The 24,195-nt window shown below is 56.4% G+C and carries 28 protein-coding genes and 1 pseudogene; 17 read left to right on the forward strand and 12 right to left on the reverse strand.

The annotated features are described in order from the left end of the window. Nucleotides 1-284: 284 nt before the first annotated feature. The 5 genes and pseudogenes from HU718_RS29990 to ggt all read left to right on the forward strand — a co-directional run. Nucleotides 285-821, forward strand: a pseudogene (locus HU718_RS29990) (methyl-accepting chemotaxis protein); the annotation flags it as partial. A gap of 449 nt (nucleotides 822-1,270) precedes the next feature. Then, nucleotides 1,271-1,648 carry a LysR substrate-binding domain-containing protein gene (locus HU718_RS14580; RefSeq protein WP_225936866.1) on the forward strand — a complete coding sequence of 126 codons (378 nt, stop codon included), beginning with the start codon at nucleotides 1,271-1,273 and terminating at the stop codon, nucleotides 1,646-1,648. 123 nt (nucleotides 1,649-1,771) lie between these two features. Beyond that, a complete protein-coding gene (locus tag HU718_RS14585; RefSeq protein ID WP_010656575.1) occupies nucleotides 1,772-2,197 on the forward strand; it encodes a VOC family protein in 426 nt (141 codons plus the stop codon). Between the two features lie 112 nt (nucleotides 2,198-2,309). Further along, a complete protein-coding gene (locus tag HU718_RS14590) occupies nucleotides 2,310-3,569 on the forward strand; it encodes a cation:dicarboxylate symporter family transporter (RefSeq protein WP_012724352.1) in 1,260 nt (419 codons plus the stop codon). 234 nt (nucleotides 3,570-3,803) lie between these two features. Then, the gene (ggt, locus tag HU718_RS14595; RefSeq protein ID WP_437180880.1) at nucleotides 3,804-5,483 is read left to right on the forward strand and encodes a gamma-glutamyltransferase; all 1,680 of its coding nucleotides are present in this window, start codon (nucleotides 3,804-3,806) and stop codon (nucleotides 5,481-5,483) included. Nucleotides 5,484-5,638: 155 nt separating this feature from the next. On the opposite strand, the gene HU718_RS14600 is transcribed toward ggt, so the two are convergent. After that, nucleotides 5,639-6,028, reverse strand: coding sequence for a winged helix-turn-helix transcriptional regulator (locus HU718_RS14600; protein WP_046036265.1), 390 nt, complete (start codon nucleotides 6,026-6,028; stop codon nucleotides 5,639-5,641). Between the two features lie 112 nt (nucleotides 6,029-6,140). Between HU718_RS14600 and namA the strand changes: the two genes are divergently transcribed. The 4 genes from namA (at nucleotide 6,141) to HU718_RS14620 (ending at nucleotide 9,391) form a co-directional block, all read left to right on the forward strand. Beyond that, complete coding sequence (gene namA / locus HU718_RS14605; protein ID WP_186615974.1) at nucleotides 6,141-7,181, forward strand: NADPH dehydrogenase NamA; 1,041 nt, start codon at nucleotides 6,141-6,143, stop codon at nucleotides 7,179-7,181. A 68-nt stretch (nucleotides 7,182-7,249) separates the two neighbouring features. Beyond that, nucleotides 7,250-7,633 (forward strand): nuclear transport factor 2 family protein, encoded by a 384-nt coding sequence (locus tag HU718_RS14610; RefSeq protein ID WP_010656571.1) that lies wholly within the window; start codon nucleotides 7,250-7,252, stop codon nucleotides 7,631-7,633. Nucleotides 7,634-7,702: 69 nt separating this feature from the next. Beyond that, complete coding sequence (locus HU718_RS14615; RefSeq protein ID WP_186615975.1) at nucleotides 7,703-8,722, forward strand: alpha/beta hydrolase; 1,020 nt, start codon at nucleotides 7,703-7,705, stop codon at nucleotides 8,720-8,722. A gap of 231 nt (nucleotides 8,723-8,953) precedes the next feature. Beyond that, entirely contained in the window at nucleotides 8,954-9,391 is a 438-nt protein-coding gene (locus HU718_RS14620; protein WP_225936867.1) for a nuclear transport factor 2 family protein, read from the forward strand. Nucleotides 9,392-9,463: 72 nt separating this feature from the next. Here the strand turns inward: HU718_RS14620 and HU718_RS14625 are convergent, their stop codons facing one another. Next, nucleotides 9,464-10,339 carry a LysR family transcriptional regulator gene (locus HU718_RS14625; protein ID WP_046036268.1) on the reverse strand — a complete coding sequence of 292 codons (876 nt, stop codon included), beginning with the start codon at nucleotides 10,337-10,339 and terminating at the stop codon, nucleotides 9,464-9,466. Nucleotides 10,340-10,492: 153 nt separating this feature from the next. On the opposite strand from HU718_RS14625, the gene HU718_RS14630 reads away from it, so the two are divergent. Next, entirely contained in the window at nucleotides 10,493-11,074 is a 582-nt protein-coding gene (locus HU718_RS14630; RefSeq protein ID WP_046036269.1) for a TetR/AcrR family transcriptional regulator, read from the forward strand. Here the strand turns inward: HU718_RS14630 and HU718_RS14635 are convergent. Then, nucleotides 11,071-11,736, reverse strand: coding sequence for an NAD-dependent epimerase/dehydratase family protein (locus tag HU718_RS14635; protein ID WP_186615977.1), 666 nt, complete (start codon nucleotides 11,734-11,736; stop codon nucleotides 11,071-11,073). The two genes, HU718_RS14630 and HU718_RS14635, sit on opposite strands and share 4 nt — an antisense overlap. Continuing rightward, nucleotides 11,733-12,404, reverse strand: coding sequence for an SDR family oxidoreductase (locus HU718_RS14640; protein WP_186615978.1), 672 nt, complete (start codon nucleotides 12,402-12,404; stop codon nucleotides 11,733-11,735). The genes HU718_RS14635 and HU718_RS14640 overlap by 4 nt, the downstream gene beginning before the upstream one ends. Nucleotides 12,405-12,699: 295 nt before the next feature. Here HU718_RS14640 and HU718_RS14645 point away from each other — a divergent pair, with 295 nt between their 5' ends. Then, the gene (locus tag HU718_RS14645) at nucleotides 12,700-13,902 is read left to right on the forward strand and encodes a pyridoxal phosphate-dependent aminotransferase (RefSeq protein ID WP_186615979.1); all 1,203 of its coding nucleotides are present in this window, start codon (nucleotides 12,700-12,702) and stop codon (nucleotides 13,900-13,902) included. 33 nt (nucleotides 13,903-13,935) lie between these two features. On the opposite strand, the gene HU718_RS14650 is transcribed toward HU718_RS14645, so the two are convergent. After that, a complete protein-coding gene (locus HU718_RS14650) occupies nucleotides 13,936-14,568 on the reverse strand; it encodes a TetR/AcrR family transcriptional regulator (RefSeq protein ID WP_010656563.1) in 633 nt (210 codons plus the stop codon). A gap of 109 nt (nucleotides 14,569-14,677) precedes the next feature. Next, a complete protein-coding gene (locus tag HU718_RS14655; protein ID WP_010656562.1) occupies nucleotides 14,678-15,013 on the reverse strand; it encodes a LysR family transcriptional regulator in 336 nt (111 codons plus the stop codon). A gap of 106 nt (nucleotides 15,014-15,119) precedes the next feature. Between HU718_RS14655 and HU718_RS14660 the strand changes: the two genes are divergently transcribed. From HU718_RS14660 to HU718_RS14670, 3 genes are all read left to right on the forward strand, one after another. Further along, nucleotides 15,120-15,701 (forward strand): TetR/AcrR family transcriptional regulator, encoded by a 582-nt coding sequence (locus HU718_RS14660; protein ID WP_186615980.1) that lies wholly within the window; start codon nucleotides 15,120-15,122, stop codon nucleotides 15,699-15,701. 51 nt (nucleotides 15,702-15,752) lie between these two features. Then, nucleotides 15,753-16,856: an alkene reductase gene (locus HU718_RS14665; protein ID WP_186615981.1), complete on the forward strand. Its 1,104-nt coding sequence runs from the start codon at nucleotides 15,753-15,755 to the stop codon at nucleotides 16,854-16,856. 70 nt (nucleotides 16,857-16,926) lie between these two features. Next, complete coding sequence (locus HU718_RS14670) at nucleotides 16,927-17,670, forward strand: SDR family oxidoreductase (RefSeq protein WP_010656559.1); 744 nt, start codon at nucleotides 16,927-16,929, stop codon at nucleotides 17,668-17,670. A gap of 307 nt (nucleotides 17,671-17,977) precedes the next feature. On the opposite strand, the gene HU718_RS14675 is transcribed toward HU718_RS14670, so the two are convergent. Genes HU718_RS14675 through HU718_RS14695 form a run of 5 tightly spaced genes read right to left on the reverse strand, consistent with a single transcriptional unit; the run spans nucleotide 17,978 to nucleotide 20,582 of the window. Further along, entirely contained in the window at nucleotides 17,978-18,556 is a 579-nt protein-coding gene (locus HU718_RS14675) for a flavin reductase family protein (protein WP_068932053.1), read from the reverse strand. 56 nt (nucleotides 18,557-18,612) lie between these two features. Next, the gene (locus tag HU718_RS14680) at nucleotides 18,613-19,062 is read right to left on the reverse strand and encodes an SRPBCC family protein (protein ID WP_010656557.1); all 450 of its coding nucleotides are present in this window, start codon (nucleotides 19,060-19,062) and stop codon (nucleotides 18,613-18,615) included. Between the two features lie 44 nt (nucleotides 19,063-19,106). Further along, nucleotides 19,107-19,493 carry a nuclear transport factor 2 family protein gene (locus tag HU718_RS14685; protein ID WP_032885487.1) on the reverse strand — a complete coding sequence of 129 codons (387 nt, stop codon included), beginning with the start codon at nucleotides 19,491-19,493 and terminating at the stop codon, nucleotides 19,107-19,109. A gap of 56 nt (nucleotides 19,494-19,549) precedes the next feature. Next, complete coding sequence (locus HU718_RS14690; RefSeq protein ID WP_010656555.1) at nucleotides 19,550-19,933, reverse strand: nuclear transport factor 2 family protein; 384 nt, start codon at nucleotides 19,931-19,933, stop codon at nucleotides 19,550-19,552. Nucleotides 19,934-19,943: 10 nt separating this feature from the next. After that, nucleotides 19,944-20,582 carry a TVP38/TMEM64 family protein gene (locus tag HU718_RS14695; protein ID WP_093544660.1) on the reverse strand — a complete coding sequence of 213 codons (639 nt, stop codon included), beginning with the start codon at nucleotides 20,580-20,582 and terminating at the stop codon, nucleotides 19,944-19,946. Between the two features lie 183 nt (nucleotides 20,583-20,765). Here HU718_RS14695 and HU718_RS14700 point away from each other — a divergent pair, with 183 nt between their 5' ends. Both HU718_RS14700 and HU718_RS14705 read left to right on the forward strand, forming a co-directional pair. Beyond that, complete coding sequence (locus tag HU718_RS14700; protein ID WP_186615982.1) at nucleotides 20,766-20,978, forward strand: hypothetical protein; 213 nt, start codon at nucleotides 20,766-20,768, stop codon at nucleotides 20,976-20,978. Nucleotides 20,979-20,997: 19 nt separating this feature from the next. Continuing rightward, complete coding sequence (locus HU718_RS14705) at nucleotides 20,998-21,294, forward strand: hypothetical protein (RefSeq protein ID WP_175538090.1); 297 nt, start codon at nucleotides 20,998-21,000, stop codon at nucleotides 21,292-21,294. Between the two features lie 666 nt (nucleotides 21,295-21,960). Here the strand turns inward: HU718_RS14705 and HU718_RS14710 are convergent. Next, complete coding sequence (locus HU718_RS14710) at nucleotides 21,961-22,875, reverse strand: LysR family transcriptional regulator (protein WP_016983049.1); 915 nt, start codon at nucleotides 22,873-22,875, stop codon at nucleotides 21,961-21,963. Nucleotides 22,876-23,145: 270 nt separating this feature from the next. On the opposite strand from HU718_RS14710, the gene HU718_RS14715 reads away from it, so the two are divergent. Beyond that, nucleotides 23,146-24,168, forward strand: coding sequence for a zinc-dependent alcohol dehydrogenase family protein (locus HU718_RS14715; protein WP_150729856.1), 1,023 nt, complete (start codon nucleotides 23,146-23,148; stop codon nucleotides 24,166-24,168). Nucleotides 24,169-24,195 lie beyond the last annotated feature (27 nt).

Consider the following 24,195-nt stretch of genomic DNA (forward strand, 5'->3'; position numbering starts at 1 on the left):
CCTCATCTGACCTGCAGACCGCGGCCGCCGAGACTAGCGAAGTGGCCAACAACATGAACCAGGCTGCAGGTCGCCAGCGTGAGGCCGTGGAGTTGGTGAGCACCGCGTTCAACGAAATGGTCGCTACTGCCAACGAAGTTGCACGTTCGTGCAGTGCTGCCGCGTCGAGTGCCGACGAAGGCTATCGCGACGTACATGATGGCCAGCAGCACATCGGCGAAGCCACCGGCAGCGTGCTCAAGCTCAGCGAAGACCTGCAAAAGTCGACCCAGACCATGCAGTTGCTGGAGCAGGACAGCCAGAACATCAACACCATTCTCGATACCATCCGCTCAATTGCCGAGCAGACAAACTTGCTAGCGCTCAATGCGGCGATTGAAGCCGCGCGCGCCGGTGACCAAGGCCGAGGCTTCGCCGTGGTCGCCGATGAAGTCCGCGCCCTGGCTCGCAGGACAGCCGACTCCACCGGCGAGATCGACAGCTTGCTGGGCAATCTCGCCCGCCGCACCCAAGAGGTCACGCAGCAGATGCAAGGCAGCCTGCAAGTGTCCCACGCCAGTGTGGAACGCATTCAGCAGGCGCGTGACAGCTTCGACAAGATCCGTGGCTCGGTGGACTCGATCCGCGACCAGAATACCCAGATCGCCACAGCCGCTGAGGAGCAGCACCAGGTGGCCGAAGAGATCAATCGCCACATCGCGCAGATCCATGCCGATGCCCAACTGGTCGAAGGCTTTGCTCAGTCGTCACAGGCTGGCTCGGGTCGATTGATAGACATTTCCGGTCAGCTCAAAGGCCTGGTGGGTCGTTTCAAATATTAGTATCCCGACCCGAATGAAAACGGTGAGCACTCACCGTTTTCATTCGGCCGACATGCGCAGTTTTATTGCTTCCACTGTTCCGCTGAAAGCCTTAGACCGGTCTATCGAATAGCGGAGAAGACCCCTAGAGACTATCCGGATCCCCAAAAAACATTTTTACTGGGCTCTAGGGCGGTAGTTACAGCCTGAAAAAAACGAATTATGCCCCCAGTTATGCCCCCATTCACACCGGGCGTACGAGCGATCGCGAACGGCATTTGCCGACACGGACCTGGGGGGCCGTGGCTGGTATTCAGTGCGCCTCCATATACTGGATGAGCAACCCGAATGGGGCAAATCCGTGGTCGCTCGGAAGAGGGTTCTGAGTTGATATCCCTAGGCGGACTTTTCGGGTCTGTCTCTCTGCATCTATCCAGAAATTGGCTCGCGAGATGCTCATGCTCTGCGCGATGTTGCAATACGCGGTTGCCAGGGGGATCGATCCGCGTGTCCATCGACACCAGTCGCCTAGACACGGAATCAGCATTGAGACGGGGCCGCTGATCTCGGATAGTTCGGAGGCGCTTTTACAGGCTGCTGTGGAGGGCGCAGGGATCATTCTGACGCCTGATTGGCAGGCCGGGGCGGCGGTGCGCGATGGCACGCTTGTACAAATACTGAGGCAATGGGAAGGCCCGGCACCGGGTGGGATCTATGCCGTGATGCCCCGGGGCGATTGGTTCCGACGAAGACAAGGGTGTTTGTCGATCAAATTACCCATGCGATTCAGGCGGCCTGGGAGCAGTAAAAAGAGATCCCCAATTAACAAAATAAAATTGTGTTTGTGAAAAATTTATATTGATTTTTTTTAGGTTGGTTCGGCTTTAGCATAAATCCACCGTCAAAAAACGTCGGGCAGCGACCACGGTGTCCGGCACCACAAACCAATAAAAATTGTTATCGGAGTCCTGATGAGTCTTTCTCCTTTCCACCTCGCAATCCCTGTGTATGACCTGGCAGCTACGCGCACCTTTTACGGTGAGGTATTCGGCCTTGCCGAAGGCCGCTCAAGCGAGCAGTGGGTAGATTTCGATTTCTACGGCCACCAGTTGGTCATCCATGAACACCCGAAAACTGCTTCTCAGGAAAGCGTGCACAGCAACCCGGTAGACGGCCACGACGTACCGGTTCCGCACTTCGGCATCATTCTGGAATGGGCTCAATGGGAAGCACTGGCCGAGCGTTTGAAATCCTTCGGTACCAAGTTTGTTATCGAACCTTACATTCGCTTTAAAGGCCAAGTCGGCGAGCAAGCCACCATGTTCCTGTTCGACCCGTGCGGCAACGCGCTTGAGTTCAAAGCGTTCAAGGATATGAGCCAGCTCTTCGCAAAATAATAAAAATCTGGAGCACGTTAAAGCGTGCTCCAGAAAACATAAATGAGCTGGAAGCTCATGAATCTAGCTACTGCCGTCACGCAGTCCTTTCATTCCAACAAAAAGGCTAGACATGAAACGTATCCCCTTAGTTTGGCAAATCGTTGCCGGGCTGTTGCTTGGCGTGCTCGTGGGTTGGTATTTCAATACCCACCCGGAAAATCAAGTGTGGGTCAGTACCGAGATCCTTAAACCGCTCGGTGATATCTTCATCAAGATGATGAAGATGGTCGTCGTGCCGATTGTTTTCTGCTGCATGATCCTCGGCATTGCCGGGGGCGGTGATAACAAATCGTTCGGGCGCATGGGCGCAAAGTCGTTGATCTACTTCTTTGCAATCACCAGCCTCGCCATCGTGCTCGGCTTGTGCTTCGCCAACCTTTTCGAGCCGGGTAAAGGTACCGAAATCGCGGGTATCGCCCACAATGCGGCAGCCGTGCATATGGAGCCGTCGAAAGGCGCGCTGATCATCCTGCAAAACATCGTGCCCGATAACGTGATTGTCGCGATGTCGGAAGCGAAGTTGCTGTCGGTGTTGTTCTTTGCCGTGCTGCTGGGTATGGCCTTGAACACGTTGCCTAAAGAGAAAAGCGCACCGGTCATTGCGGTAGTGCAGGGTTTCTCCGACGCCATGTTCAAAGTCGTGTCGTTTGTCATGGCCTATGCACCGATTGGTGTATTCGGCATGATCGGGGCCACGGTGGCGACCTTCGGATTTGCCTCGTTGCTACCGTTGCTCAAGCTGATCGGCGTGGTGTACCTAGCGCTGATTACCTTTGCGCTGGTGATGCTTGGCGGTATTTGCTACTTGATCGGCGAAAACGTCTTCAAGTTGATCAAGTACTTCCGCGATGAGCTGATCCTGGCCTTCTCCAGTGCAGCCTCTGCGGCGGTCATGCCGCAGTTGATGACCAAACTGGAGGCCTATGGCGTGCCTCGGCGCATCGTCAGCTTCGTGGTGCCGGTGGGTTATGCGTTTAACCTGGACGGTGCTTCGATCTTCCTCGGGGTGGCGACGATCTTCATTGCCCAGCTCTATGGCATCGACCTGTCACTGACTCAGCAGATTTTGCTGGTGGTCACGATGGTGCTGACGTCCAAGGGCGCTGCGGGTGTACCTGGGTTTGCCATCATCATTCTGTCGGCCACCTTGGCATCTGCCGGGCTGCCGCTGGAAGGGGTCGCGTTGATTGCCGGGATCTTCCGGATCATCGACAGCGGCACTACCACCTTGAACGTGCTGGGTAATGCAATTGCACCCCTGGTTATCGCCAAGTGGGAGAAAGCACCCTTGGAGCGAAAAAGCGCTGTAGGGGGCGAACAGAACGCTTAATCAGTGACACACAAGAGCCTTCCACGTTAACCGCGTCGAGGGCTCTTTTTTTGGCTGATAAACCAATAAGAAATTGTTGCGTGTTCATTCTTTTCAGGCGCCGGGGTGCCCAGTTCCGATAACGAATCGCGCCCTGTTAGTTGCCATTGTGCTGCCATTATTTATAAAAAAAACAGGTGGTCTATGTGCAAGAAATCAGAGTTCTATCGGACGCGTCGCTGCGTCGCACTGTGGATGATGTTGCTATTTATGGGTATCTATCAACCGGCAATCGCCAGCCCACGCACTGCGTTGACGCACTCTGCGGTGGCCGTACCTGACCAAATCGCTGCGAACACCGCCAACGCAATCTTTGCCAAAGGCGGGAATGCCGTGGATGCGTCCGTCGCTGTTGCCTTTTCCCTGGCCGTGACCTACCCCGAAGCCGGGAATATCGGCGGCGGTGGTTTCATGACCGTTTATTACAAGGGCAAACCCTACTTTCTCGATTACCGCGAGCGTGCGCCGCTGAAAGCGACGCGAGACATGTTCGTCGACAGCTCGGGTAAAAAAGTGATTGCTGCCGACCAACCGCAAGGCAGTGTGATCGGCCACCGGTCGGTGGGCGTGCCGGGCACGGTCGCCGGCATGTGGGAGGCGCACAAGCGCTTTGGCAAGCTCAAATGGGCGCAGCTTATCGAGCCGGCCATTGGCTATGCGCACCACGGCTTCGTCGTCGATGACGCACTGGCCAGTATTGCTGCAAGCGAAAACGCTAAACGCTTCGCCGGTAAAACCAACTTCGCTGAACATTTCGGCAAGCTGCAGGCAGGCACTACCTTCAAGCAGCCTGAACTTGAGGCGGTTCTCAAGCGCATCGCCGCGCAGGGACCGAAAGGTTTTTACGCTGGTAAAACCGCTGCGCTGATCGTGACCGATATGAGTGCCAATGGCGGGCTGATCAGCACGCAGGACCTGGCCGACTACAAAGCCGTGTGGCGAGATCCCATACAAGCCAACTGGAATGGCTTTCAGATTGTCACCGCTCCACCGCCCAGCTCCGGCGGGGTCGCGCTCGTGCAACTGTTGAAGATGAAAGAGATGCGCCGCGAGGATTTCCAGGGCGTGCCGCTCAATTCCGCGCGCTATATGCACCTGGTGGCGGAGATCGAGAAGCGTGTGTTTGCCGATCGGGCGCAGTACCTGGGCGATCCGGATTTTTATACGGTGCCGGTGCATGAATTGATCGACGAACACTACCTGGCGGGCCGGGCGTCGCAGGTCAATTTGTCGGTCCCTTCGGACACCAATAAGGTCGTCGCCGGTTTGAATATCGAATCGCCGGAGAAACCCCAGACCACGCACTTCTCAATCGTCGATAGATGGGGCAATGCCGTTTCCAACACCTACACGCTCAATGGCTTTTTCGGCTCCGGTGTGGTCGCAGAAAAAACCGGTATTTTGCTCAATGACGAGATGGATGACTTTTCGGCACTGGCTGGGGTGCCCAATCAGATGGGCGTCGTGGGCACTGATACCAATGCTATCGAACCCGGAAAGCGGCCATTGTCTTCGATGACTCCGACGATTTTCCTGAAGGACGGCAAGGTCGCCCTGGTCATTGGTACACCGGGTGGCTCGCGGATTTTTACGTCGATCTTTCAGGTTGTCAGTAACGTGTATGACTTTCACCTGGGGCTGAAAGACGCGGTGGGTGCGATGCGTTTTCACCACCAACTGCTGCCTGCCAACACGATCTTCTGGGAGCCCTACGCGGCGATTTCCGGGCAACTGGCGGCGGACCTTGACGTCGCTGGCTACTACCTGGCTAACCAAGGCTTCAACGGTGATATTCAGGCAATCCGCGTTGAGCACGGCGTGCCTGAACCCGTATCTGATCCCAGGGGGAGGGGCGTCACGTCCATCGCCAAGTAGCGGGCCAATCCGCTCGTCTGGCATACGAGCATTTGGCCAGAAGCACTCGGTAAGGGGTGGTCATCCAGGTGGATCGAGATCCACCAGTGTCCACGCCCCAGTGCTAGTTCTTTATCCTGCGCTGAGGCGTTCGCCTGCCTGACAAGAATCTAAAGTTAGGCGAGCGATTCAAATGAATTTGCATCAATCTCAGCGCGCCTGAATGCCAGGATTGCACGCTCATGCACCGCTCCCCACTCCCGCATCGCGCTGATCAGTGGGGCAAGCGTGTTGCCTAATTCTGTGAGGGAATACTCGACCTTGGGCGGGACCTCTCGATAGATTTCGCGATGGATAACCTTATCTGTCTCCAGCTCTCTGAGTTGTAGTGTGAGCATTCTCTGGGTCACATCTGGCATCAGCCGGCGCAATTCGTTGAACCGCTTCGTTCCTGACATCAGATGGAACAGTATGAGCGATTTCCATTTGCCGCCGATGACATCCACTGTGAAGGCGACAGGACAGGCAAACGCTTCAACTTCACTCTGTGGGGCGCATTTCTTCAAAGGGATCTCCTAGGTATAAAAAATGTACCTACAGCACAAAAATGTGCGTACTTACGCGAGTCGGATGCGCACGTTAACATTATTCCATATCGATCACTATGGAATTAGTTAGATGAGTTTGCTGCTGTCTCCTCATGAAATCAAAGGCCTTAAACTGAAAAACCGCGTCGTTATGTCGCCGATGTGCATGCACATGGCTGCCGATGACGGCTTTGTCACTGAGTGGCACCGAGTGCATTACGGTGCTCGCGCGTTGGGCCAGGCGGGGCTGATTTTCCCGGAAACGTTGGCAGTCCACGCCGACGGTCGTATCGGGGCCGGTGACCTCGGTATCTGGAGCGACGCACACATCGTCGGCTTGAAAGCGCTGACCGAACTGCTTCACAGCTTTGGTGCAAAAGCCGGTGCTCAGATCGGCCATGCGGGGCGCAACGCTGACCTGCCCAATCTCATTCACATCGCGCCATCGGCTATCCCTTTCACGGAAACCAGCCCCGTGCCTCGCGCACTCGCGGCTGAGGAAATTCCGGGGTTGGTAAAGCTCTACGGCGATGCCGCACGACGTGCCAGTGAAGCGGGCTTTGATGTGCTTGAGATCCATGCCGCACATGGTTATTTGCTGAGTGAGTTCCTCTCACCACTCGCCAATACCCGCGACGACGAATATGGCGGTGATGCCAAGCGTCGCTATCGCTTCCTGCGCGAAGTGCTGGAGGAAGTCAAAACCCATTGGGGCGATCGCCCTCTGTTTGTTCGTATCTCCAGCTCTGATTACGCCGAAGGCGGGAATACCCCCGAGTCGTTCCTTGAATACGGTCGCTGGATGAAAGAGCAGGGCGTCGATCTGATCGACTGCAGCTCCGGCGGGATCAAGATGATCAAGGTGCAGACCTATCCTGGTTACCAAGTCCCGGCCGCTGAGTTGCTGCGCAAAGAATTGCATATTGCGACGGGTGCGGTGGGTGTCATCCAGAGTGGTCGTCAGGCCGAAGACATCCTGCAAAACGGCCGAGCTGACTTGGTGTTTGTCGGCCGACAAATGCTGCGTGATCCGTTCTGGGTGCGCACGGCAGCAGATGATTTGAAAGAAATCATTGAGATTCCTGCTGCCTACACGCGTTACGGGTCTGTATGGCTTGATACCAAAGCCTGAACTTGTCCACGTCGAACGCGCGCCGCTGGGGCGCGCTAATCTTCAATCCTATGAAGCAGGAGTCAACCATGAGCAAACCTACTTACGTACACGAATATCAAGCCGTCACCGAGGTGCTGAACCAGTACATCGAGGGCTGCAAGCAAGCAAAAAGCAGCCTCATGAAGCCAGCTTTCAATGAACAAGCGACCATGTTTAGCGTCGATGGCGACGGTAAGCTGGCCGGTGGCGCAATTCCAATCCTGTTCAAGGGGATTGATGAGGGTTTTCGCCCCTCTCCAGATGCACCGGCAGCTATCGTCCGCATTGAGATTGTCGGTACGGCGGCCAGCGCGCGCATCGACGCCAACGACATGTCAGGCATTTCTTTCACCGACTTTTTCCATCTGCTGAAAGTCGATGGCAAGTGGACGGTCGTCAGCAAGATCTTTCACACCCACGTCGCGCCTTGAACCTCTGTCGTCCTTGAGTCTGCTGTAGCTGATTGCTTCCCGGCACTCAGCCATACAAATGGAACCGTCATGAAAACCCTTACCTCCGCTCTCGCTTTTACGGTCGTTACTCTTGCGCCGGGTAGTGCCTCCGCCACCACATACCCGGGAGTTGAGCACAACACGGCGAAACTCTTGCAATCGCTTGAAGGTGTGCCGACGCTCGATTCCATGAAGCCGGTCGATGCCCGTGCCGCGCTTGCGGGCGCCCAGGCTGCCCCTCAAGTGGCCTTGCCAGCAGCTGATGTCAGTGAGAAGACGATCCGCGTCAACGGCAGCGATCTGAAGTTGACCATCGTGCGCCCGGTCGGTAGCCAACAAAAGACGCTGCCCGCGTTCATGTATTTCCATGGCGGCGGCTGGGTGTTGGGCGACTTCCCGACCCACGAACGACTGGTGCGTGACATGGTGGTAGGCTCGGGTGCGGTGGCGGTCTTCGTCAACTACAGCCTCTCGCCAGAGGCAGCATATGGCGTCGCCACCGAGCAAGCCTATGCCGCGACAAAATGGGTCGCTGAACATGGCGAAGATATCAAGGTAGACGGCACTCGCCTCGCCGTAGCCGGCAATAGTGCTGGGGGGAACATTGCCGCCGTAGTTGCCCTGATGGCGAACGAGAAGGGTGTACCTGCACTGCGCTCGCAAGTGTTGCTGTGCCCAGTGACAGATTCCAATTTTGACACGCCGTCGTACAAGGAGTTTGCCAACGGCTATTTCCTGACGAAGGACATGATGGCCTGGTTCTGGGACAATTACGCACCCGACGCCGAGACACGCAAACAGATTTACGCTTCTCCACTGCAGGCCACGACCGAACAGTTGAAGGGCTTGCCCCCGACGCTGATCCAGACAGCCGAATTCGATGTCCTACGCGATGAAGCTGAAGCTTACGGCCGCAAGCTCGACGCTGCGGGTGTGCCTGTGAAGACGGTTCGCTACAACGGCATGATTCACGATTTCGGTCTGTCGAACGGCTTCAGCCATCTGCCGACGCCGCGCAGCGCGATTGCGCAGGCTTCTCAGGAACTTAAGATCAACCTGAGCAAGTAATTTCAAAAACAAAGAACCCGCAGGTCACGGTGAAACTGCGGGCTTCGTCATTGAAAACACCTCGTCATCTCATTGCGAAGCTGCTTGCGCACAGTCGAATTCCGGAGTTTCTGCTGCGTTTGTGCGGTTGAGCATGTTTCAATAATTGCACTCATTATGAAGAGCGACTAAATGAAAGTTATATCTATTAAGCAGTTGTTTTTTTGGGCCTTGATTTCAACCTTTGGTGCGATGGCTCAAGCGGAAAACGCACCAGGTGGCCCACAAGTTCTCAGCAGTAAAACAGTCAGCAAAGCTACGTATGTAGAAGACTATCAAGCTATTACAGAGGTGCTTAACAAGTATATTGAGGGTTGCAAGCAGGCCAAGAGCAGTATTATGAAACCCGCTTTCAATGAACACGCGACGATGTACAGCGTCGGTGCCGATGGCAAGTTGGACGGCGGCGCGATTCCAATCCTGTTCGAGGGAATTGACAAGAATTTCCGTCCATCTCCCGACGCGCAGGCCGCGATTACTCGTATTGAAATCGTCGGTAATGCCGCGAGTGCTCGTATCGAAGCCAACGGCATGTCAGGCCTCTCTTTCACAGACTTCTTCCAGTTGCTGAAAGTAGAAGGCAAGTGGACGGTCGTTAGCAAAATTTTCCAAACCCATGAAGCACCTTAACTAGTTAGGGTAGCGCTGAAAATTGAGTTCGAAATCGAAGGTGAGTTTCACGAAGTACTCGTCAGCACTTATCTAATGCTTCTTCACTGCATGCTCGGTAATCAGTTGAGCCAGTAGTTTTACTGGTTCAGTTAGACTGCGGCGTGCACGGTGCACCAAACCAATATCACGATGGAATGTACGTTGTTTCAGGTCGATTGCACGTACCTCGGCAGGCCATTCTTCACGGGTGGCCGTTTCTGGCACCAAGGCGACTCCAACGCCGTTTGCAACCAGTTTGACGATTGCATCCAGTTCATCGAGCTCGCAGACTTCGTGTAATGAAAAATGGGTTTGTCGCAGAAACCTATCAACTTGGCGTCCGCCGAAGGATGATCGGTCATAGCGTATAAAGGGTTGGCTCGATACCAATTCAGCCCAATCGTCTCCCGGCATATCGGCGGGGACGATCAGCCGGTAAGGTTCACGCGCCAAGGTTGTCCAGCGCAGATCACTGTGAAGCGAGAAGGGCGGGCGGATTATCGCGGCCATATCGATTTCGCCTGAATCGACTTGGTTCACCAACTCCATCGACAAGCCGGGGAGCACTCGCGTCCTGCATTGCGCAGATCGTTGATGAAATTCAGCCAGGGCATCTGGCAAGAAGGAGCGCTGAACCGAGGCAATCGCTCCAATGGTGACCAAAACGTTCGCAGGAAGACCCACCGATGTCGAGCCCAGATCTTTAAATTGGCGTACCAGTTCCTGACCCTGCGCCAAAACCTGGTGACCCATTCGATTTAGCTGAGCCGAGCGTCCCTTACGGTCGAATAGCTGTACCCCTAGCTCCGCCTCAAGGCGTTGCATCTGGGCGCTGACGGCGGCTTGGGTGAGGCCGATTTTGCTGCCGGCAGCCGCAAATGTGCCTTCTCTCGCCACAGCGATAAGTGTTTTCAGTTCTTTGATCATGCTCAAATAATAATTATGTTTTGCTTCGAAATATATTTATATTTTTGTCGCTGAAGCGCTACGTAAAATTGCTTCCGATACAGGTGAACAAACGTCAGGCACTCTAGCGGGCGCCTGACGCTAGATCATTTTTTTGCTAGCATGCGCGGCATTATGAAGAAACCCGCCCATGACATGCGCCAGCACATCATCGATGTCGCCAGGTCGCTGATGACCCAGAAAGGTTACACCGCCGTCGGCCTTACCGAGCTGCTCGCGGCAGCGGGTGTACCTAAAGGGTCGTTCTACCACTACTTCCGATCCAAGGATGAGTTTGGCCAAGCGCTGCTCGAAGAGTACTTTGAGGAGTACCTCACCAGGGTCGATGTGCAACTGGCCAGTGAGGGCTCCGGCGCTGAACGTCTGCTGATCTATCTACGCTATTGGGCCGAGACTCAGGCGTTTGATCACACCGATCAAAAATGCCTGGTAGTCAAATTGGGTGCGGAAGTGTGTGACCTGTCAGAAAACATGCGCGGTGTGCTTGAGAAGGGTACCGCCCTGATCATCGAGCGGATGAGTCGTTGTGTTGAGCAGGGTAAAGCGGATGGCTCCATAAGAGCATCCGTTGATTCAGCAATACTGGCTGAAGCGCTTTACCAGATGTGGTTGGGCGCCTCGTTGCTGGTCAAAGTCAACAAAACACGTGAGCCTTTTGACGCTGCGCTTGATATGAGCCGACGCTTGTTGGCTTAGTGTCGATCGGCCGGCTTGGTCATGCTGCCCGATGGCACCACATGAATGCCAGGGGCCTGACTGATCGCGGCGTCAAGCAATGCCCGCGCAATCAGCGCCGGGGGATTGAGACGCCAGCGTTCAGGTAACAGCGGCGATGCAAGTTTGAGCATCCGGATCAGTGCACGCTCTGCATGGCGTACCTCCTCACGCTTGCCTCCGATGACACCCGGCCGCACGTACGTCAGCGATTCAAACCCCACCTTCGCCAGATCCTGTTCCAGGCGGCCTTTGACCTGGTTATAGAAAAACGAAGATCCCGCATCTGCGCCGATAGCCGAATTGAGCACGTAGGTCGGCGTTCCATGCGCGCGTGCGAGCCTGGCCACTGCCAATGGATAGGTGTGGTCGACTCGCTCGAAGGCTGCCCTGGAGCCAGCTGTTTTAAGCGTGGTACCCAGCGTGCAGATCACAGCATCTGCTTGCCAGCGATCAGCCTGTTCGTCCAAGTGATCAAAATCGATGGGCGTGGCGATGAGTTTAGGGTGCGCCGCCAAAGTCTTGCGTGTTGGCGCGTAGACCTTGCCGACGCGCGGATCCGACAGGGCCAGATCCAGTACATGGCTGCCAACCAGCCCGCTTGCGCCGATCAGTAGCAGCTTGAATGTTGTGGGTTCGTTCATGCTTGAGTGCTATTCGGCACAAAACTCTGGATAGCCTCGTTGACCGGTGTGCTGCCTTGGGTCAGTTCGATAATGACGCGACTGACGCCGGGCTGTTCGATGATCTGCAACAAGGCTGCGGCGACATCGTCGCGCGGCACGTCGCCATAGGGGATAGCCAGGCCAACGTGGACCTTGCCACTGCCGGGTGAGTCCAGCAAGGTGCCGGGGCGCAGAATGACCCAATCTAGATCGCTTGCGGCCAAGTGCACATCGGCGCGTTTTTTCACGGCCATGTAGTTTTCGAAGGTCTCGGAAACTGATTTTCCACGCGATGCCTCTGGAAACGCCGACACAAGAATAAAGCGCTGAATGCCCGCCAACTCAGCCGCGGCTACGGACAGCTCAAGGCCGTGACCGTCGATGGCATCCGTCATCTGCTCGCCGCCTTTGCCGCCGGCACCCGCCGCGAATACCACGGTATCACTGCCCGCCATCAGCTTGGCCAGAGCCTCTGTGTCGAGGTCAAGCAAGTTACCCGCCACGGGGATGGCGCCGAGTGCTTCGAGTCCCTCGGCCTGTTCCGCATGACGGTATAACGAATGTGGTTGATGGCCTCGGTCTGCCAGTTGTCGAGCAAGGCTTCTGGCCACTTTACCCGAACCACCGACGATAAAAACTGAGTGCATAGTTCCTCCAGATCAGGCGATGTTTCAAAAATGTCCCCCTCAAGCGAACCTCCAAACGCGCTCGGCGAATGCACGCTGAGGGTTATTCTATATTGGTCACTACAGAAACTGTCAAGCGCCTGGGAGATTTGGCCCCATGCACCTGCCTTGTGTGCAATCGGCGCAAGAGGCCAAAAAAATCAGTCCGGAATAAACAAATAAAATTGATATATTGCATCCATATATATTGTTTTAATTGTCTGCTGGAGGCCGCTAGCATTGATGCACTATCAACAAAAGCTCAAAGAGTGGCCCCATGCAATTGCTCGGAAATTTGCTGAAAGCGGTTAAACCCTCGCCAACGCTGGTAATCACGCGCAAGGCGGCAGAGTTACGCCGCAATGGGGCCGATATCATCAGCCTGTCAACCGGCGAGCCGGACTTTCCAACCCCCGATCACATCAATGCGGCTGCCAAGGCGGCGATTGATGCAGGCCAGACCCGCTACACCGATGTAGACGGCACTCCAGAACTCAAAGCGGCGATCGTTCGAAAATTTCAGCGTGAAAACGGCATCACCTACGCGAAAGACGAAATCAGCGTCGGCACCGGCGGTAAGCAAGTGCTGATCAATGCGCTGCAGGCCACCCTTAACCCCGGGGATGAAGTCATCATTCCTGCGCCTTACTGGGTGTCCTATCCGGACATGGTGCGCCTGGCGGGGGGCACGCCCGTGGAAATCCGCTGCGCGGCCCATCAGCATTTCAAGATCACCGCTGAGCAACTCCAGCAAGCCATCACGCCGCGTACCAAGTGGCTGATTTTGAATTCGCCAAGCAACCCGACGGGTGCGGGTTATAGCGCGGCAGAGCTTGATCGGTTGGGCGCCGTATTGTTGGAGCATCCGCAGGTCTACGTGCTGACGGATGATATGTACGAGCACCTGAGTTACGACGGTTGGGTGTTTTCCACGCTGGCTTCGCAGGTGCCGGCGTTACATGGTCGCGTGCTGACCGTGAATGGCGTTTCAAAGGCCTATTCTATGACGGGCTGGCGCATTGGTTATGCGGGCGGTCCTAAACCTTTAATTGCTGCCATGGCCACCATTCAATCGCAGACCACGAGCAACCCCTGCGCAATATCCCAGGCGGCTGCCGTGGCAGCGCTGAACGGGCCTATCGATTTTCTGGCTGAGCGCAATGAAGTGTTTCGTCAGCGCAGGGATCTTTGTCTGGACGCTTTTAACACCACTCCCGGCCTGGTATGTCGCCGTCCGGAGGGCGCTTTTTATCTCTTCCCTTCATGCTCGGGGCTGTACGGGCGCAAAACGCCTGCAGGAGCGGTGCTGACTAATGACGTGGATGTCTGCCAGTACCTGCTCGAAGCCGCACAGGTGGCGGTGGTACCGGGGAGTGCGTTTGGGTTGGAGGGTTATTTCCGCATCTCCTTTGCGACCTCCACGGTGCTGCTGGAGCAGGCATGCGCGCGCATCAAGGCTGCGTGTAAACAGCTTGCTTGAATGCAGCGCGTGGTTTGGCGGAGTTGGTTCCAGTCAAGCTGACAGGGAAGGGCTCAGCATCGCTACGGCTGTTGCGCCGATGCCTTGCAGATCTTCCCTGCTGGCAGCGTCATGTGCCTGCAGGGACATGCCTTCGAGCAATGTATTCAAGGCAGCGGCGAGCAGGCGAGTGTTGGTTTCCGGCTTGAGCTGACCTTGTTCCACTGCGCGATCCAAGCGCTGCTGTAAGTAGTCACGGCCTTCCTGGCGCAAGGCCTTTAGGGTCGCGGTGACTTCACCGGCATCGTCGGAGACATTGACTGCCGCGAGGACGACCATACAGCCGCAGGGCGCCTCGGGTTCGGTCAAGATCGACGCGGAGGTGTGGAAGAACTCGCTGATGGCAAGCACTATGTCGGGCTCGGTGTCCATGCGCTCCCACGTGGCATCCCAGAACGTCGCTTCGTAGTAGGCAACCGCTTCGAGAAACAACTTGGCTTTGTTGCCGAACGCCGCATACAGGCTGGGAGGGCTGACGCCCATGGCTGAACACAATTCCGCCACAGAGGCCGGCTCGTAGCCACGCCTCCAAAACACTGCCAGCGCCTGCAGCAGAGCCTGGTCTCGATCAAACGCGCGCGGGCGTCCTTTTGCGCGTGGAACAGAGATTGGGGTGGAGTTGGTCATTGAGTGCAGCACCTTGGGGGCGTATCGCCAGACGAGCATGCCTGGAAGAAAGTTCTGCCCAATGATACACAAAATGAAATTTTCGGTTGCGTAGCGTAATTCTGAGCTTTCAGTTCGGCCGTGACGGGTGCCCAAGGGCCGGTACGTCGTATCGCTCAAGCACGTGGCCAATACCGCTCAATAGCGGTATCACATGCTTCGCAATATCATCGGCGACTGCGGTGGGCACCATCTCTGCGTTTCGGCGAAAAAACAGTGGGTCCTGAAAAACCAGCCTGAGTTTGGACAGGCTGTTGCTGACCGCAGGTTGCCCAATGTTCAACCGCTCGGACGCCCTGGTGACACTTTTTTCCTGATACAGCGCAGCGAAGATCACCAGGCAATTGAGGTTGAATTGCGCAAGGCACTCGGTGTTGAACGTTGACGTGGGGGGAGGGGTGTTCATGAGCTTTACCCTGTCATTTGTCTTCGTTCGCCGTTGGTCGTAGAAAGTGAGCCTATTCTAAAATTTACTAGACGACCGGTCTATTTTTAATTAGGGTGGCTGCATTATGAAAAAGCATCATTCTGAAACACGCCAACACATCCTGGATGTCGCCAGGACGTTGATGACTCACAAAGGCTACACCAGCGTAGGGTTAGCTGAGGTGGTAGCGGCTGCGAGCGTGCCTAAAGGTTCGTTCTACCACTACTTCAAATCCAAGGAAGAATTTGGTCAGGCATTGCTTGAGCAGTATTTTTCCGACTACTTCGCAACAGTCGACACGCTGTTGATGGGTTCTGCACCCGCCGCGCAAAGGCTGCTGAGTTACTTCCAGTATTGGGCGCAAACTCAGTGCTCTGATTTGCCTACCGACAAGTGCCTGGTGGTCAAGTTAGGCGCCGAGGTCTGTGACCTCTCGGAGGGCATGCGCCTGGTGCTCGACCGAGGCACGCAGGCTATCCACGCAAAGCTTGAGCGCTGTATTGAGCAGGGGCTTGTCGATGGCTCGATCACGTCCACAGCGCCAAGCGCGACGCTTGCGCAATCGCTCTATCAGGTTTGGCTCGGCGCTTCGTTGATGATGAAGATCGGCAAGCGCGACGACGCCTTTGAAACATCCCTGACTCTGGCAAAGCGATTTTTGTCGTAGTTATTTTTTACCAACTTACTAGACGACCGGTCTATTTAATTGAGGTCTATCATGACAGACAACGCCACTCGTACCGACTTATTCACCCCCATCAACCTGGGCGCGATGAAACTCGCCAACCGTATTTTGATGGCGCCTGTCACCCGTAGCCGCTATGCCGAAGATGGCATCCCCAACGAGCTGCACGCTGAGTATTACGCTCAACGCGCCACCGCGGGCTTGATCGTCGCCGAGGCCACCAATATTTCCGCGCAAGGCCGCGGTTACGCGGCCACCCCCGGCATCTGGAGCGAGGAGCAGGTTGCGGGCTGGAAGAAAGTCACGGACGCCGTGCATGCCGCCGGCGGGAAGATCGTCAGCCAGCTATGGCATGTGGGACGGTTCTCCAGTGTCGAGTTGCAACCTGACGGTGCCGCACCGGTCGCACCTTCCGCGATCAAGGCTGAAGGCGACACCTATACCACCAACGGCTTCGTCCCGGTGTCGATGCCACGGGCGCTTGAAACCGATGAGATACCGGGGATCATCGAGCAGTACAAACGTGCTGCCGAGAATGCCAAACGCGCGGGTTTTGATGGTGTAGAGGTTCACTCGGCCAACAGCTACCTGCTGGACCAGTTCCTACGGGACTCGACCAACCATCGCACCGACCAGTACGGCGGCTCCATCGAAAACCGTGCGCGCCTGACCCTGGAAGTGACCGAAGCAATCGTCAAGATCTGGGGCAACGACCGGGTTGGCATCCGTTTGTCGCCGGTGACGCCTGACGCCGGCAACACGCGGCCCGACAGCAATGTGATGGCGATGTATGGCTACCTGATCCAGCAACTGAACGCATTCGATCTGGCTTACCTGCACTTCGTTGAAGGCGCGACCGCCACCTCGCGTGAAGTGCCGGAAGGCGTGGACATGGACGCATTGAGCGCGCAGTTCAACGGGCCCTTCATCGGCAACAACAACTACGACCTGGACATGGCTATCGAGCGCCGCGCCCAAGGCAAGATCGACGCCGTAGCGTTTGGTCGCCTGTTTATCTCCAACCCGGACCTGGTTGAGCGCTTGCGTCGTGGGGCCGAACTGACCATCGCACCGCGCGAGTCGTATTACGGCGGCGGCGCCAAAGGCTACACCGACTGGCCTGTCGGCAACTACTGATCCGCTTATATCCGCGATAACCCCAAAAACTGCCCGCACAGACGGGCAGTCACCAACGAGAGGAACGCCCATGAACTATCTGCAGAATAAAACCGCGATCATCACTGGCGCATCGTCCGGCCTGGGTGCTGCATCGGCACGTGCCTTGTCCGAGAAAGGCGTTCGAATTGTCGCAGCAGCCCTGGACCAGCAAGGCCTGGACGCCATCGTCAGCGAACTGAAAGGAAAGGGCGGTGAAGCGGTAGGTCGCGTCAGCGACGTTACCAACCCTGAGGATATGAAAGCGCTCGCGCAATTCGCCCAAGACTCTTTCGGTTCGGTGGATATCCTGATCAACAACGCAGGCTTGATGCTGTTTTCCAACTGGGTTGACCTGGCCACCGATGATTGGGAAAAGATGATCAACGTGAACATCAAAGGCTACCTGCATGGTATCGCGGCGGTGTTGCCGTTCATGCTGAAACAGAAGTCTGGCCAGATCCTGAATATGGATTCGGTCGCCGGTCACCAAGTCGGGCCTGCTGCGGGTATCTACAGCGCCACCAAGTTCTTCGTTCAGGCTATGACTGAGTCGATGCGCAAAGAGCTGGGCGTGCAGCATGGCATCCGTGTCAACACGGTCAGCCCGGGTGTGATCAACACCGGTTGGGCCGATAAAGTCACCGACCCGGCTGGCCGTAAAGCGGCTCAAGAGCTGAATAAAATCGCTATTTCGCCGGACGATATCGGTCGCGCAGTGGTGTACGCACTGAATCAGCCTGAAAACGTCACCGTCAACGACCTGATCATTTCGCCGACCCGCCAGGATTGGTAAGTCATAAGCGTTGAAATCACCCAGCCCAGGCACCGGCGCAACGCCGTGTGCCTGGGCGCTATAGGATCCGTCCTGTGCTCCCGAGTAAAAGCACTGAGACCCTTCAATGTTCAATGACATTCGTATTTTGATTGTCGACGGTGGCGCTGGCGAAGAGCCTGCGTGACGCTGGAAGGATGGTTGGCGCGGGCGTTCTATGCATCGCTGTACCGCATACCGCAGTCGCGCGCTATGGCCTAGTACCCTATGCATTACTGATGTCGGGTAACCATCTGGGGCCAGGCACCGAGCCTCGGTTGACACTGCATTAGATCACTGATGGAGTTAGCGCTTCTCCGATCGCATAAAAGTGGCCGCCTGCGATGTAGTGCAGGCTACGAAAGTCCGGGTGCGCACGCTCAAAGTGCCAATGGCCGTCGCTGAATACCCGTGTGTCGGCCCAGGCAGCGACGACTTCACCGATAAACAGGTCGTAGGTCGACTGGTTGTGAGGTTCGGGCAATAGTTTGCACGCAAGCCAGGCCGAGCAGCCGGCCACGAATGGCACGTCATGGCCGCTGATACTGAATAGCTCGACGCTGCTATGAGCCAGCTTCTGTGGATCTTCCTGCAGGCTGACGCTGCCGACAGCGCGGGTCAATTGCAGCTGTGCCACGGTGGGAACCTGAATCACAAAGAGGCCGCTACGCTCTACCAGTTCGCGGGTTTTGGCGATCTTGTCCAGCACCACAGTGACTTTGGGCGGTGAGAAATCCAATGCACAGGCCCATGCCGCGGCCATCACATTTCGAGTCTCCTCGTGTTGAGCAGAAACCAGCACGGTGGGACCGTGGTTGATCAGCCGATAAGCTTTTTCAAGCGGCACTTCGGCAATGTGGTCGTGCATCGTAACTCCAGAAAAATTGAACCCCGCATCCATTGCTGGAGCGGGGTAGGGCACATTCACGCTGTGGCGGTTTGGTTCAGGTAAACCTGGAGGCTTTCATGCCCGCCGACAATGAGCGACTCGATGGTCGAGGTCCATTGCCCCGCTGGGTCAGGCTCGCGCGTATCGAAGGTCGCAGACCACAGAATCACGGTTTCGTCCTTGCCAGTCAACGGGATCAGGCGCACGGTCAACACGTAGTTGTCGACGGGCAATGGCGCTTCAACGAAACGGTAGGAGAACTGCAGATTTACCGCGTCTATCGACAACAACTGCTCGCGCAGAATGGCGCCATCCTGCAACGTCAGCCTACGGATGCAACCGACCAGACCGTCCGGCTGACCGTCTTCGATGACGCTCTGCGGGATCGCCGGGTGCCACTGGCTGATTTTCCCGAAGCGCTTGAGTACATCCCAAACGCGCTCGGCGCCGCCGTCTACAACGGCGCTGTATTCAACTTTTGCCATGATTTATCACCTTAAGAAACAGCATTACGTTCAGGCTGCTCGGGTCAGCCTTCAAACTGGTGATAAACCTTAGCGATCACCTTCCAGGTGCCGTCGATTTTGATCAGTGTCAGGTAATCGTTGTAGTCGGCACCGATCGCGTCCTTTTCCATATCCACCCGTACCACGGCGGTGGTTGGGGTGATCGCCAGCACGTCCAGGCGGGTACTGATATCCGGGGCCGTGCCATTGGTACGGACGAAGTCGAACAGGTTGCTGATCGGGCCGCCCAACAGTTTGCCGTTGGTGAAGCCGTACATCACTGCTTCCTTGTGGAAGGCCTGCTCCAGCACTTCCGGGCTGCCGGCACGCAGGCCGTCAGCGTATTGCTGGGCCACGGCGACAACGGCGTTGTAGTCCTGGGTGGGTACAGCTTTGATGTTTTTGCTCATGGTCAAACCCCTTTGCATGGTTTTGGCGCCAACAGGGCGCGGTTCAAACGGCTGGGTTAAGGAGCAACGTGGGTGTGGTAGATCTTGCTGATGACGGTCCACTTTCCGTCAACCTTCAGCAAGTTGAAGAAATCGGTGAAGCAGAAGCCGGAGATGTCGTTGGTATCGATACGTGCGCTGGCAGCGGTGCCTACGATATCGACGTTGACGATGGCGCCTTTGGCTTCCGGTGAGGGACGGAAGGCGCTGTCGATGATGTCGAACAGACCCTGGATCGGGCCTCCGGTCAGCTTGCCTTCGCCATCTACACCAAAGATGGTGGCCTGCTCGCTGAAGGCAGGTTTCATGAGGCTGCTTTTGGCTTGCTTGCCACCTTCGTTGTAGTGGTTCAGCACCGTGACGATGGCGTTGTAGTCTTCGACGTAAGTTGGGTTGCTCATGGTGTAACTCCTAGTTTGAAGAAGGTTGAAGAAGGGCTTGGTTGATCGCTTTGCGTGCATATCTGGCGACGGTCAGTAAGGCTATCAATGCAACGACCAGACCCGTCCAAGTCATCATTTGAGTCGATCGATTGGTCGTTACCTCGCCACTGATTATCTGTGCGACATCAGCCGCCAGAGAGCCCAAGTACGCATACAGAAATGTTCCAGGAAGCAGGCCGATCCAAGTCGCCAGGAGGAAATCTCGACGGGCGATACGGCTGGCTCCGAGTCCATAGCTCAGCGGAGCGAACGGCACGATGGACGCTAGGCGCAAGAGAAAAACAATTCGAAAACCTCCTGACTCGATTGCGTGGTCGACCGCCGCTGATGTGGGGCTGTTCGCCAGGCGTCGTTTGACCCAAGGGCGCAGAAGCGATCTGCCCAAGGCAAACGCGACCGCTGCAGCCAGCAAGCCAGCGGGCGAGATGAGTAGCGTTCCCCCCATCGGGCCGTACAAAAAACCGGCGAGCGCCGTGAGCATTGAGGCGGGTACGAAGGCGACAGTGCCCACCACAAATATCGCGGCATACAGCGCAATCCCGACGACTGCGAGCGAGCGAATAATCTCGGTCCACTGGGCGACGCTGTGTACGGCCAGGTCTATCACGTTGCCTACCCGATTCATTCAGTTTGTGGGAATGCTTCCCGTCCAGCGCATCACTGAAAGCCATTTAATTAGCGATCGCTACATATCGCGTGTATTTTATAGTGGTCACTACAGTTAGTGTCAAGACATTTGCTTTCGGTGTTGGTGGGGGCGAAGTAGGCGTTCGACGGTGCTTTGCAACCAATGCCTGATGCCCTGGGGCAGAACACCATGACGCCAAGGTTTTACGCACAGGACACCTGTTTCTACAGCTCCATGGGCAACTACAGTTTTGAGGGCAGGTGCGAGATGACTAAGGCGGTGGGTTATGACGCCACCTATCTTTCAATCTGCGATGGACGCAACTGGGCAACTGCCCAGCAATTGAACAGCGTCAAGGACGCGTTACGACATTGAGGTAGCGGGCATCTATGTGGTGCTCAACCTGCGCCTTGGCGCAGAGGCGGAGCAGAACGCGGGCATTTATCAGATGCTGAAAGTGGCACCGCCACGCTCCACCGTCGAATTGGTGATTAAAACCGCGGGGGATTTCGCGCGTTCGGACCCAGTGGGCGATGAGCCTGTGGTGCGTTTGTTGGCCGAAGCCTTGTCTATCGCACAGCAGAGCAATATAGGCATCCTGATCTACTCGCATTTGCTGCACTGGAGCGAAAAGCACGACGACGCCCTGCGCATTTGTGAGCGACTCAATCACCCCAACCTGAGCCGCTGATTCACGCCAGTGTCAATATGATCACCTTCGGCCACGCGGAGTTTGCCCAGCTAATCCTGGAGGTGTTTGCCCTTTTGCAAGGCCGGGCTTCGCTGCGCGGCCTCAACCGCAAGAAACTCATCGTGCACTTCGTCCCTGGGCTGATACTTAAAGGGCGTCAACGCACGCAGCACCGGGATAATCATCTCACTGGAGCCGGTCTACGCCATGGCCTACGCGTGGTGGTTGTTCCTGGAGCGCCGTCATATCGGATGTTGACAGGAGCGGTGTTGATGGTACTGGCTACTGTGTTGTCGGCACAGAGTGCGGGGGGGATTCGCGCAGGACCAATAGCGGAGCGGCTACTTGACTCACCTATGGTGATCTCGCCACGTCCTGTGATAATCAGGGTAGGGCAGATCACAGGTGCTCCCTGTTTTTTAAAAGCTCTCAGGATTCCCACTGATATGTTGAAAGCCTCAGGCCGGTCTATCGATTCGCAGAGACTCCGATCGGAACTGCCCTTATCAATAGCCTGTTTGGCCTTAGGCTGGGGGCATCCTTTTCGAAGCATCCAATGCATGCCCTCAAATGTGCCCCCAATGTAGCAATCCACTGGAAGTGAATGGAGCTCCATGGTTTGTGGAAAGGCAGAAATGATCAGCTAAACAGCCTGTCCGACGACGCCTAAAGACTCTCAGGGTCGCCAAAAAACATCTGAATCCGCGACCGCAACCAACGCTCACCCGGATCATTATCCTGCGACCCCCGCCAAGCCATGTGCAACTCAAACGTGCGCGTCGGCAACGGCGGATCTTCCGCGCGAACGCCGCCAGCCGCCGTCAGCGCTTCCGCGGTGTAATCCGGCACGGTCGCCACGATGTCAGTGCCGGCCAACAACGTACTCAAACCATTGAACTGCGGCACCGCAAGCACCACATGGCGCTTGCGCCCGAGTTTCTCCAGTTCTTCATCAATAAACCCACTGAGATCACCGGCAAACGACACCAGTGCATGCGGTCGCGCGCAGTAGTCGTCCAGGCTCAACGGTCCCGGTACGGTATCGGCGCGCAGCAGTTTTGGCGCGCTGCGACGCAGGACCTTGCGCTTGGCGTTGGCTGGCAGGTCGGTGGTATAGCTGACGCCAATGGATATCTCGCCGGAAGCCAACAGGCCCGGCATCAATATGTAGTTGACGCGACGTATCACCAGCACGATGCCTGGCGATTCGGCGCGCAGGCGTTTGAGCAGCATCGGCAGCAGGGCAAATTCGACGTCATCCGATAAACCGATACGGAATACCGAAGTGCTGGTCGCCGGGTCGAATTCGGCCGCGCGGCTGACGGCGGTCGAAATCGAATCGAGGGCCGGCGAGAGCAGGGCGAAGATTTCCACCGCGCGGGCGGACGGTTCCATGCTGCGCCCGGTGCGCACGAATAGCGGGTCATCGAACAGGCTGCGCAGGCGCGAAAGCGCCGCACTGATCGCCGGTTGACCGAGAAACAGCTTTTCTGCCGCCCGGGTCACACTGCGTTCGTGCATCAATGTTTCGAATACGATCAACAGGTTCAGGTCGACACGACGCAGGTCATTACGATTCATCTGGAGTCCTGGCAGAGTCATCAAGCTTGACGAGAGCAGCCATATGAGAACAATGGCCGGCATGAATCTTACGGGGAAAGGCTGGTACTCTGCACCGGAAAATTCAGCTTAACTGAGACGGTGGCAGCAGTTTTTTCATGGATTTTGCCAATGCCGCCCCTGTTGCGGAATCAATGACAGGCATGTCGACTATTAATAGCCACTGATAGTCTTGGGTCAAAAGCCCAGATAGAGTTCATGGCATTAGAGGTTACTTTGACGAGGTTTGCGATGTCCCGCACGATCCGTTTTCACAAGTTTGGTCCGGCCGAGGTGCTCAAATGCGAAGAGCATGCGGCCGCTCAGCCAGGTCCTGGCGAAGTGCAGGTGCGTGTCGAGGCGATCGGCATCAGCTGGTATGACACCCTCTGGCGTCAGAATCTGGCCTCGTCTCAGGCGCGACTGCCTGCGGGTCTTGGTCACGAGATGGCCGGTGTGATCACCGCTGTCGGCGACGGTGTTGATGATCTGGCAGTGGGTGACAAGGTCGCCAGTTTTCCGGCCGAGAGTGCGAACGACTACCCGGTCTACGGCGAATCGATCGTGCTGCCGCGTACTGCGCTGACCCGTTATCCGGATGTGCTCAGCCCGATTGAAGCCAGCGTGCATTACACGCCGTTGCTGATCGCCTACTTTGCCTACGCCGATCTGGCACGGGTCAAACCGGGGCAGTTTGCGCTGGTCACTGACGCCAGTCATTGCGCCGGTCCATCGTTTGTCCAGTTGGGCAAGGCAATGGGGGTGCGAGTGATTGCCGCGACCAAAGAAGCCGAGGAGCGCGAGTACCTGCTGTCCCTTGGTGCAGAAAAGGTCATCGTCACCGAAGAGGAAGATCTGTTGATGCGAATCAACAAGATCACCGACAACCGTGGTGTCGACGTGGTGTTCGACGGCCTCGGCGGTCCGCAGATGTCGCTGCTTGGCGATGTGCTGGCGCCGCGTGGCAGCCTGGTGCTGTATGGCTTGCAGGGCGGCAATCAGACGCCGTTCCCGGCCTGCGCAGCGTTCCAGAAGAACATCCAGTTTTTCGTGCATTGCATCGGCAACTTCACCGGCAAGCCGGAACTGGGCATCACTCAGGATCACGTCGCTTTGCAACGGGCCCTGCGTGACATCAACCAGTTGACCACTGACCGCGTGCTGCTGCCCCTCAAGACCCGTGTATTTCCGTTCAACGAGTTCGTCGAAGCGCATCGCTACATGGACGAATGCCCTTGTCGCGAACGGGTTGCTCTGCAAGTCGAACCGGCGTAAGCCTTGTAATCAGAGTCCGTGGCCCCA

Source organism: Pseudomonas tensinigenes, from assembly GCF_014268445.2.
Classification (GTDB): domain Bacteria; phylum Pseudomonadota; class Gammaproteobacteria; order Pseudomonadales; family Pseudomonadaceae; genus Aquipseudomonas; species Aquipseudomonas tensinigenes.

Excerpts from the sequence above, each read along its gene's own strand:
- HU718_RS14580 (WP_225936866.1), top strand. The coding sequence starts at position 1,271 with ATGTTGCAATACGCGGTTGCCAGGGGGATCGATCCGCGTGTCCATCGA.
- HU718_RS14585 (WP_010656575.1), top strand. The coding sequence starts at position 1,772 with ATGAGTCTTTCTCCTTTCCACCTCGCAATCCCTGTGTATGACCTGGCA.
- HU718_RS14590 (WP_012724352.1), top strand. The coding sequence starts at position 2,310 with ATGAAACGTATCCCCTTAGTTTGGCAAATCGTTGCCGGGCTGTTGCTT.
- ggt (WP_437180880.1), top strand. The coding sequence starts at position 3,804 with ATGATGTTGCTATTTATGGGTATCTATCAACCGGCAATCGCCAGCCCA.
- namA (WP_186615974.1), top strand. The coding sequence starts at position 6,141 with ATGAGTTTGCTGCTGTCTCCTCATGAAATCAAAGGCCTTAAACTGAAA.
- HU718_RS14610 (WP_010656571.1), top strand. The coding sequence starts at position 7,250 with ATGAGCAAACCTACTTACGTACACGAATATCAAGCCGTCACCGAGGTG.
- HU718_RS14615 (WP_186615975.1), top strand. The coding sequence starts at position 7,703 with ATGAAAACCCTTACCTCCGCTCTCGCTTTTACGGTCGTTACTCTTGCG.
- HU718_RS14620 (WP_225936867.1), top strand. The coding sequence starts at position 8,954 with ATGGCTCAAGCGGAAAACGCACCAGGTGGCCCACAAGTTCTCAGCAGT.
- HU718_RS14625 (WP_046036268.1), bottom strand. The coding sequence starts at position 10,339 with ATGATCAAAGAACTGAAAACACTTATCGCTGTGGCGAGAGAAGGCACA.
- HU718_RS14630 (WP_046036269.1), top strand. The coding sequence starts at position 10,493 with ATGAAGAAACCCGCCCATGACATGCGCCAGCACATCATCGATGTCGCC.
- HU718_RS14635 (WP_186615977.1), bottom strand. The coding sequence starts at position 11,736 with ATGAACGAACCCACAACATTCAAGCTGCTACTGATCGGCGCAAGCGGG.
- HU718_RS14640 (WP_186615978.1), bottom strand. The coding sequence starts at position 12,404 with ATGCACTCAGTTTTTATCGTCGGTGGTTCGGGTAAAGTGGCCAGAAGC.
- HU718_RS14645 (WP_186615979.1), top strand. The coding sequence starts at position 12,700 with ATGCAATTGCTCGGAAATTTGCTGAAAGCGGTTAAACCCTCGCCAACG.
- HU718_RS14650 (WP_010656563.1), bottom strand. The coding sequence starts at position 14,568 with ATGACCAACTCCACCCCAATCTCTGTTCCACGCGCAAAAGGACGCCCG.
- HU718_RS14655 (WP_010656562.1), bottom strand. The coding sequence starts at position 15,013 with ATGAACACCCCTCCCCCCACGTCAACGTTCAACACCGAGTGCCTTGCG.
- HU718_RS14660 (WP_186615980.1), top strand. The coding sequence starts at position 15,120 with ATGAAAAAGCATCATTCTGAAACACGCCAACACATCCTGGATGTCGCC.
- HU718_RS14665 (WP_186615981.1), top strand. The coding sequence starts at position 15,753 with ATGACAGACAACGCCACTCGTACCGACTTATTCACCCCCATCAACCTG.
- HU718_RS14670 (WP_010656559.1), top strand. The coding sequence starts at position 16,927 with ATGAACTATCTGCAGAATAAAACCGCGATCATCACTGGCGCATCGTCC.
- HU718_RS14675 (WP_068932053.1), bottom strand. The coding sequence starts at position 18,556 with ATGCACGACCACATTGCCGAAGTGCCGCTTGAAAAAGCTTATCGGCTG.
- HU718_RS14680 (WP_010656557.1), bottom strand. The coding sequence starts at position 19,062 with ATGGCAAAAGTTGAATACAGCGCCGTTGTAGACGGCGGCGCCGAGCGC.
- HU718_RS14685 (WP_032885487.1), bottom strand. The coding sequence starts at position 19,493 with ATGAGCAAAAACATCAAAGCTGTACCCACCCAGGACTACAACGCCGTT.
- HU718_RS14690 (WP_010656555.1), bottom strand. The coding sequence starts at position 19,933 with ATGAGCAACCCAACTTACGTCGAAGACTACAACGCCATCGTCACGGTG.
- HU718_RS14700 (WP_186615982.1), top strand. The coding sequence starts at position 20,766 with ATGCCTGATGCCCTGGGGCAGAACACCATGACGCCAAGGTTTTACGCA.
- HU718_RS14710 (WP_016983049.1), bottom strand. The coding sequence starts at position 22,875 with ATGAATCGTAATGACCTGCGTCGTGTCGACCTGAACCTGTTGATCGTA.
- HU718_RS14715 (WP_150729856.1), top strand. The coding sequence starts at position 23,146 with ATGTCCCGCACGATCCGTTTTCACAAGTTTGGTCCGGCCGAGGTGCTC.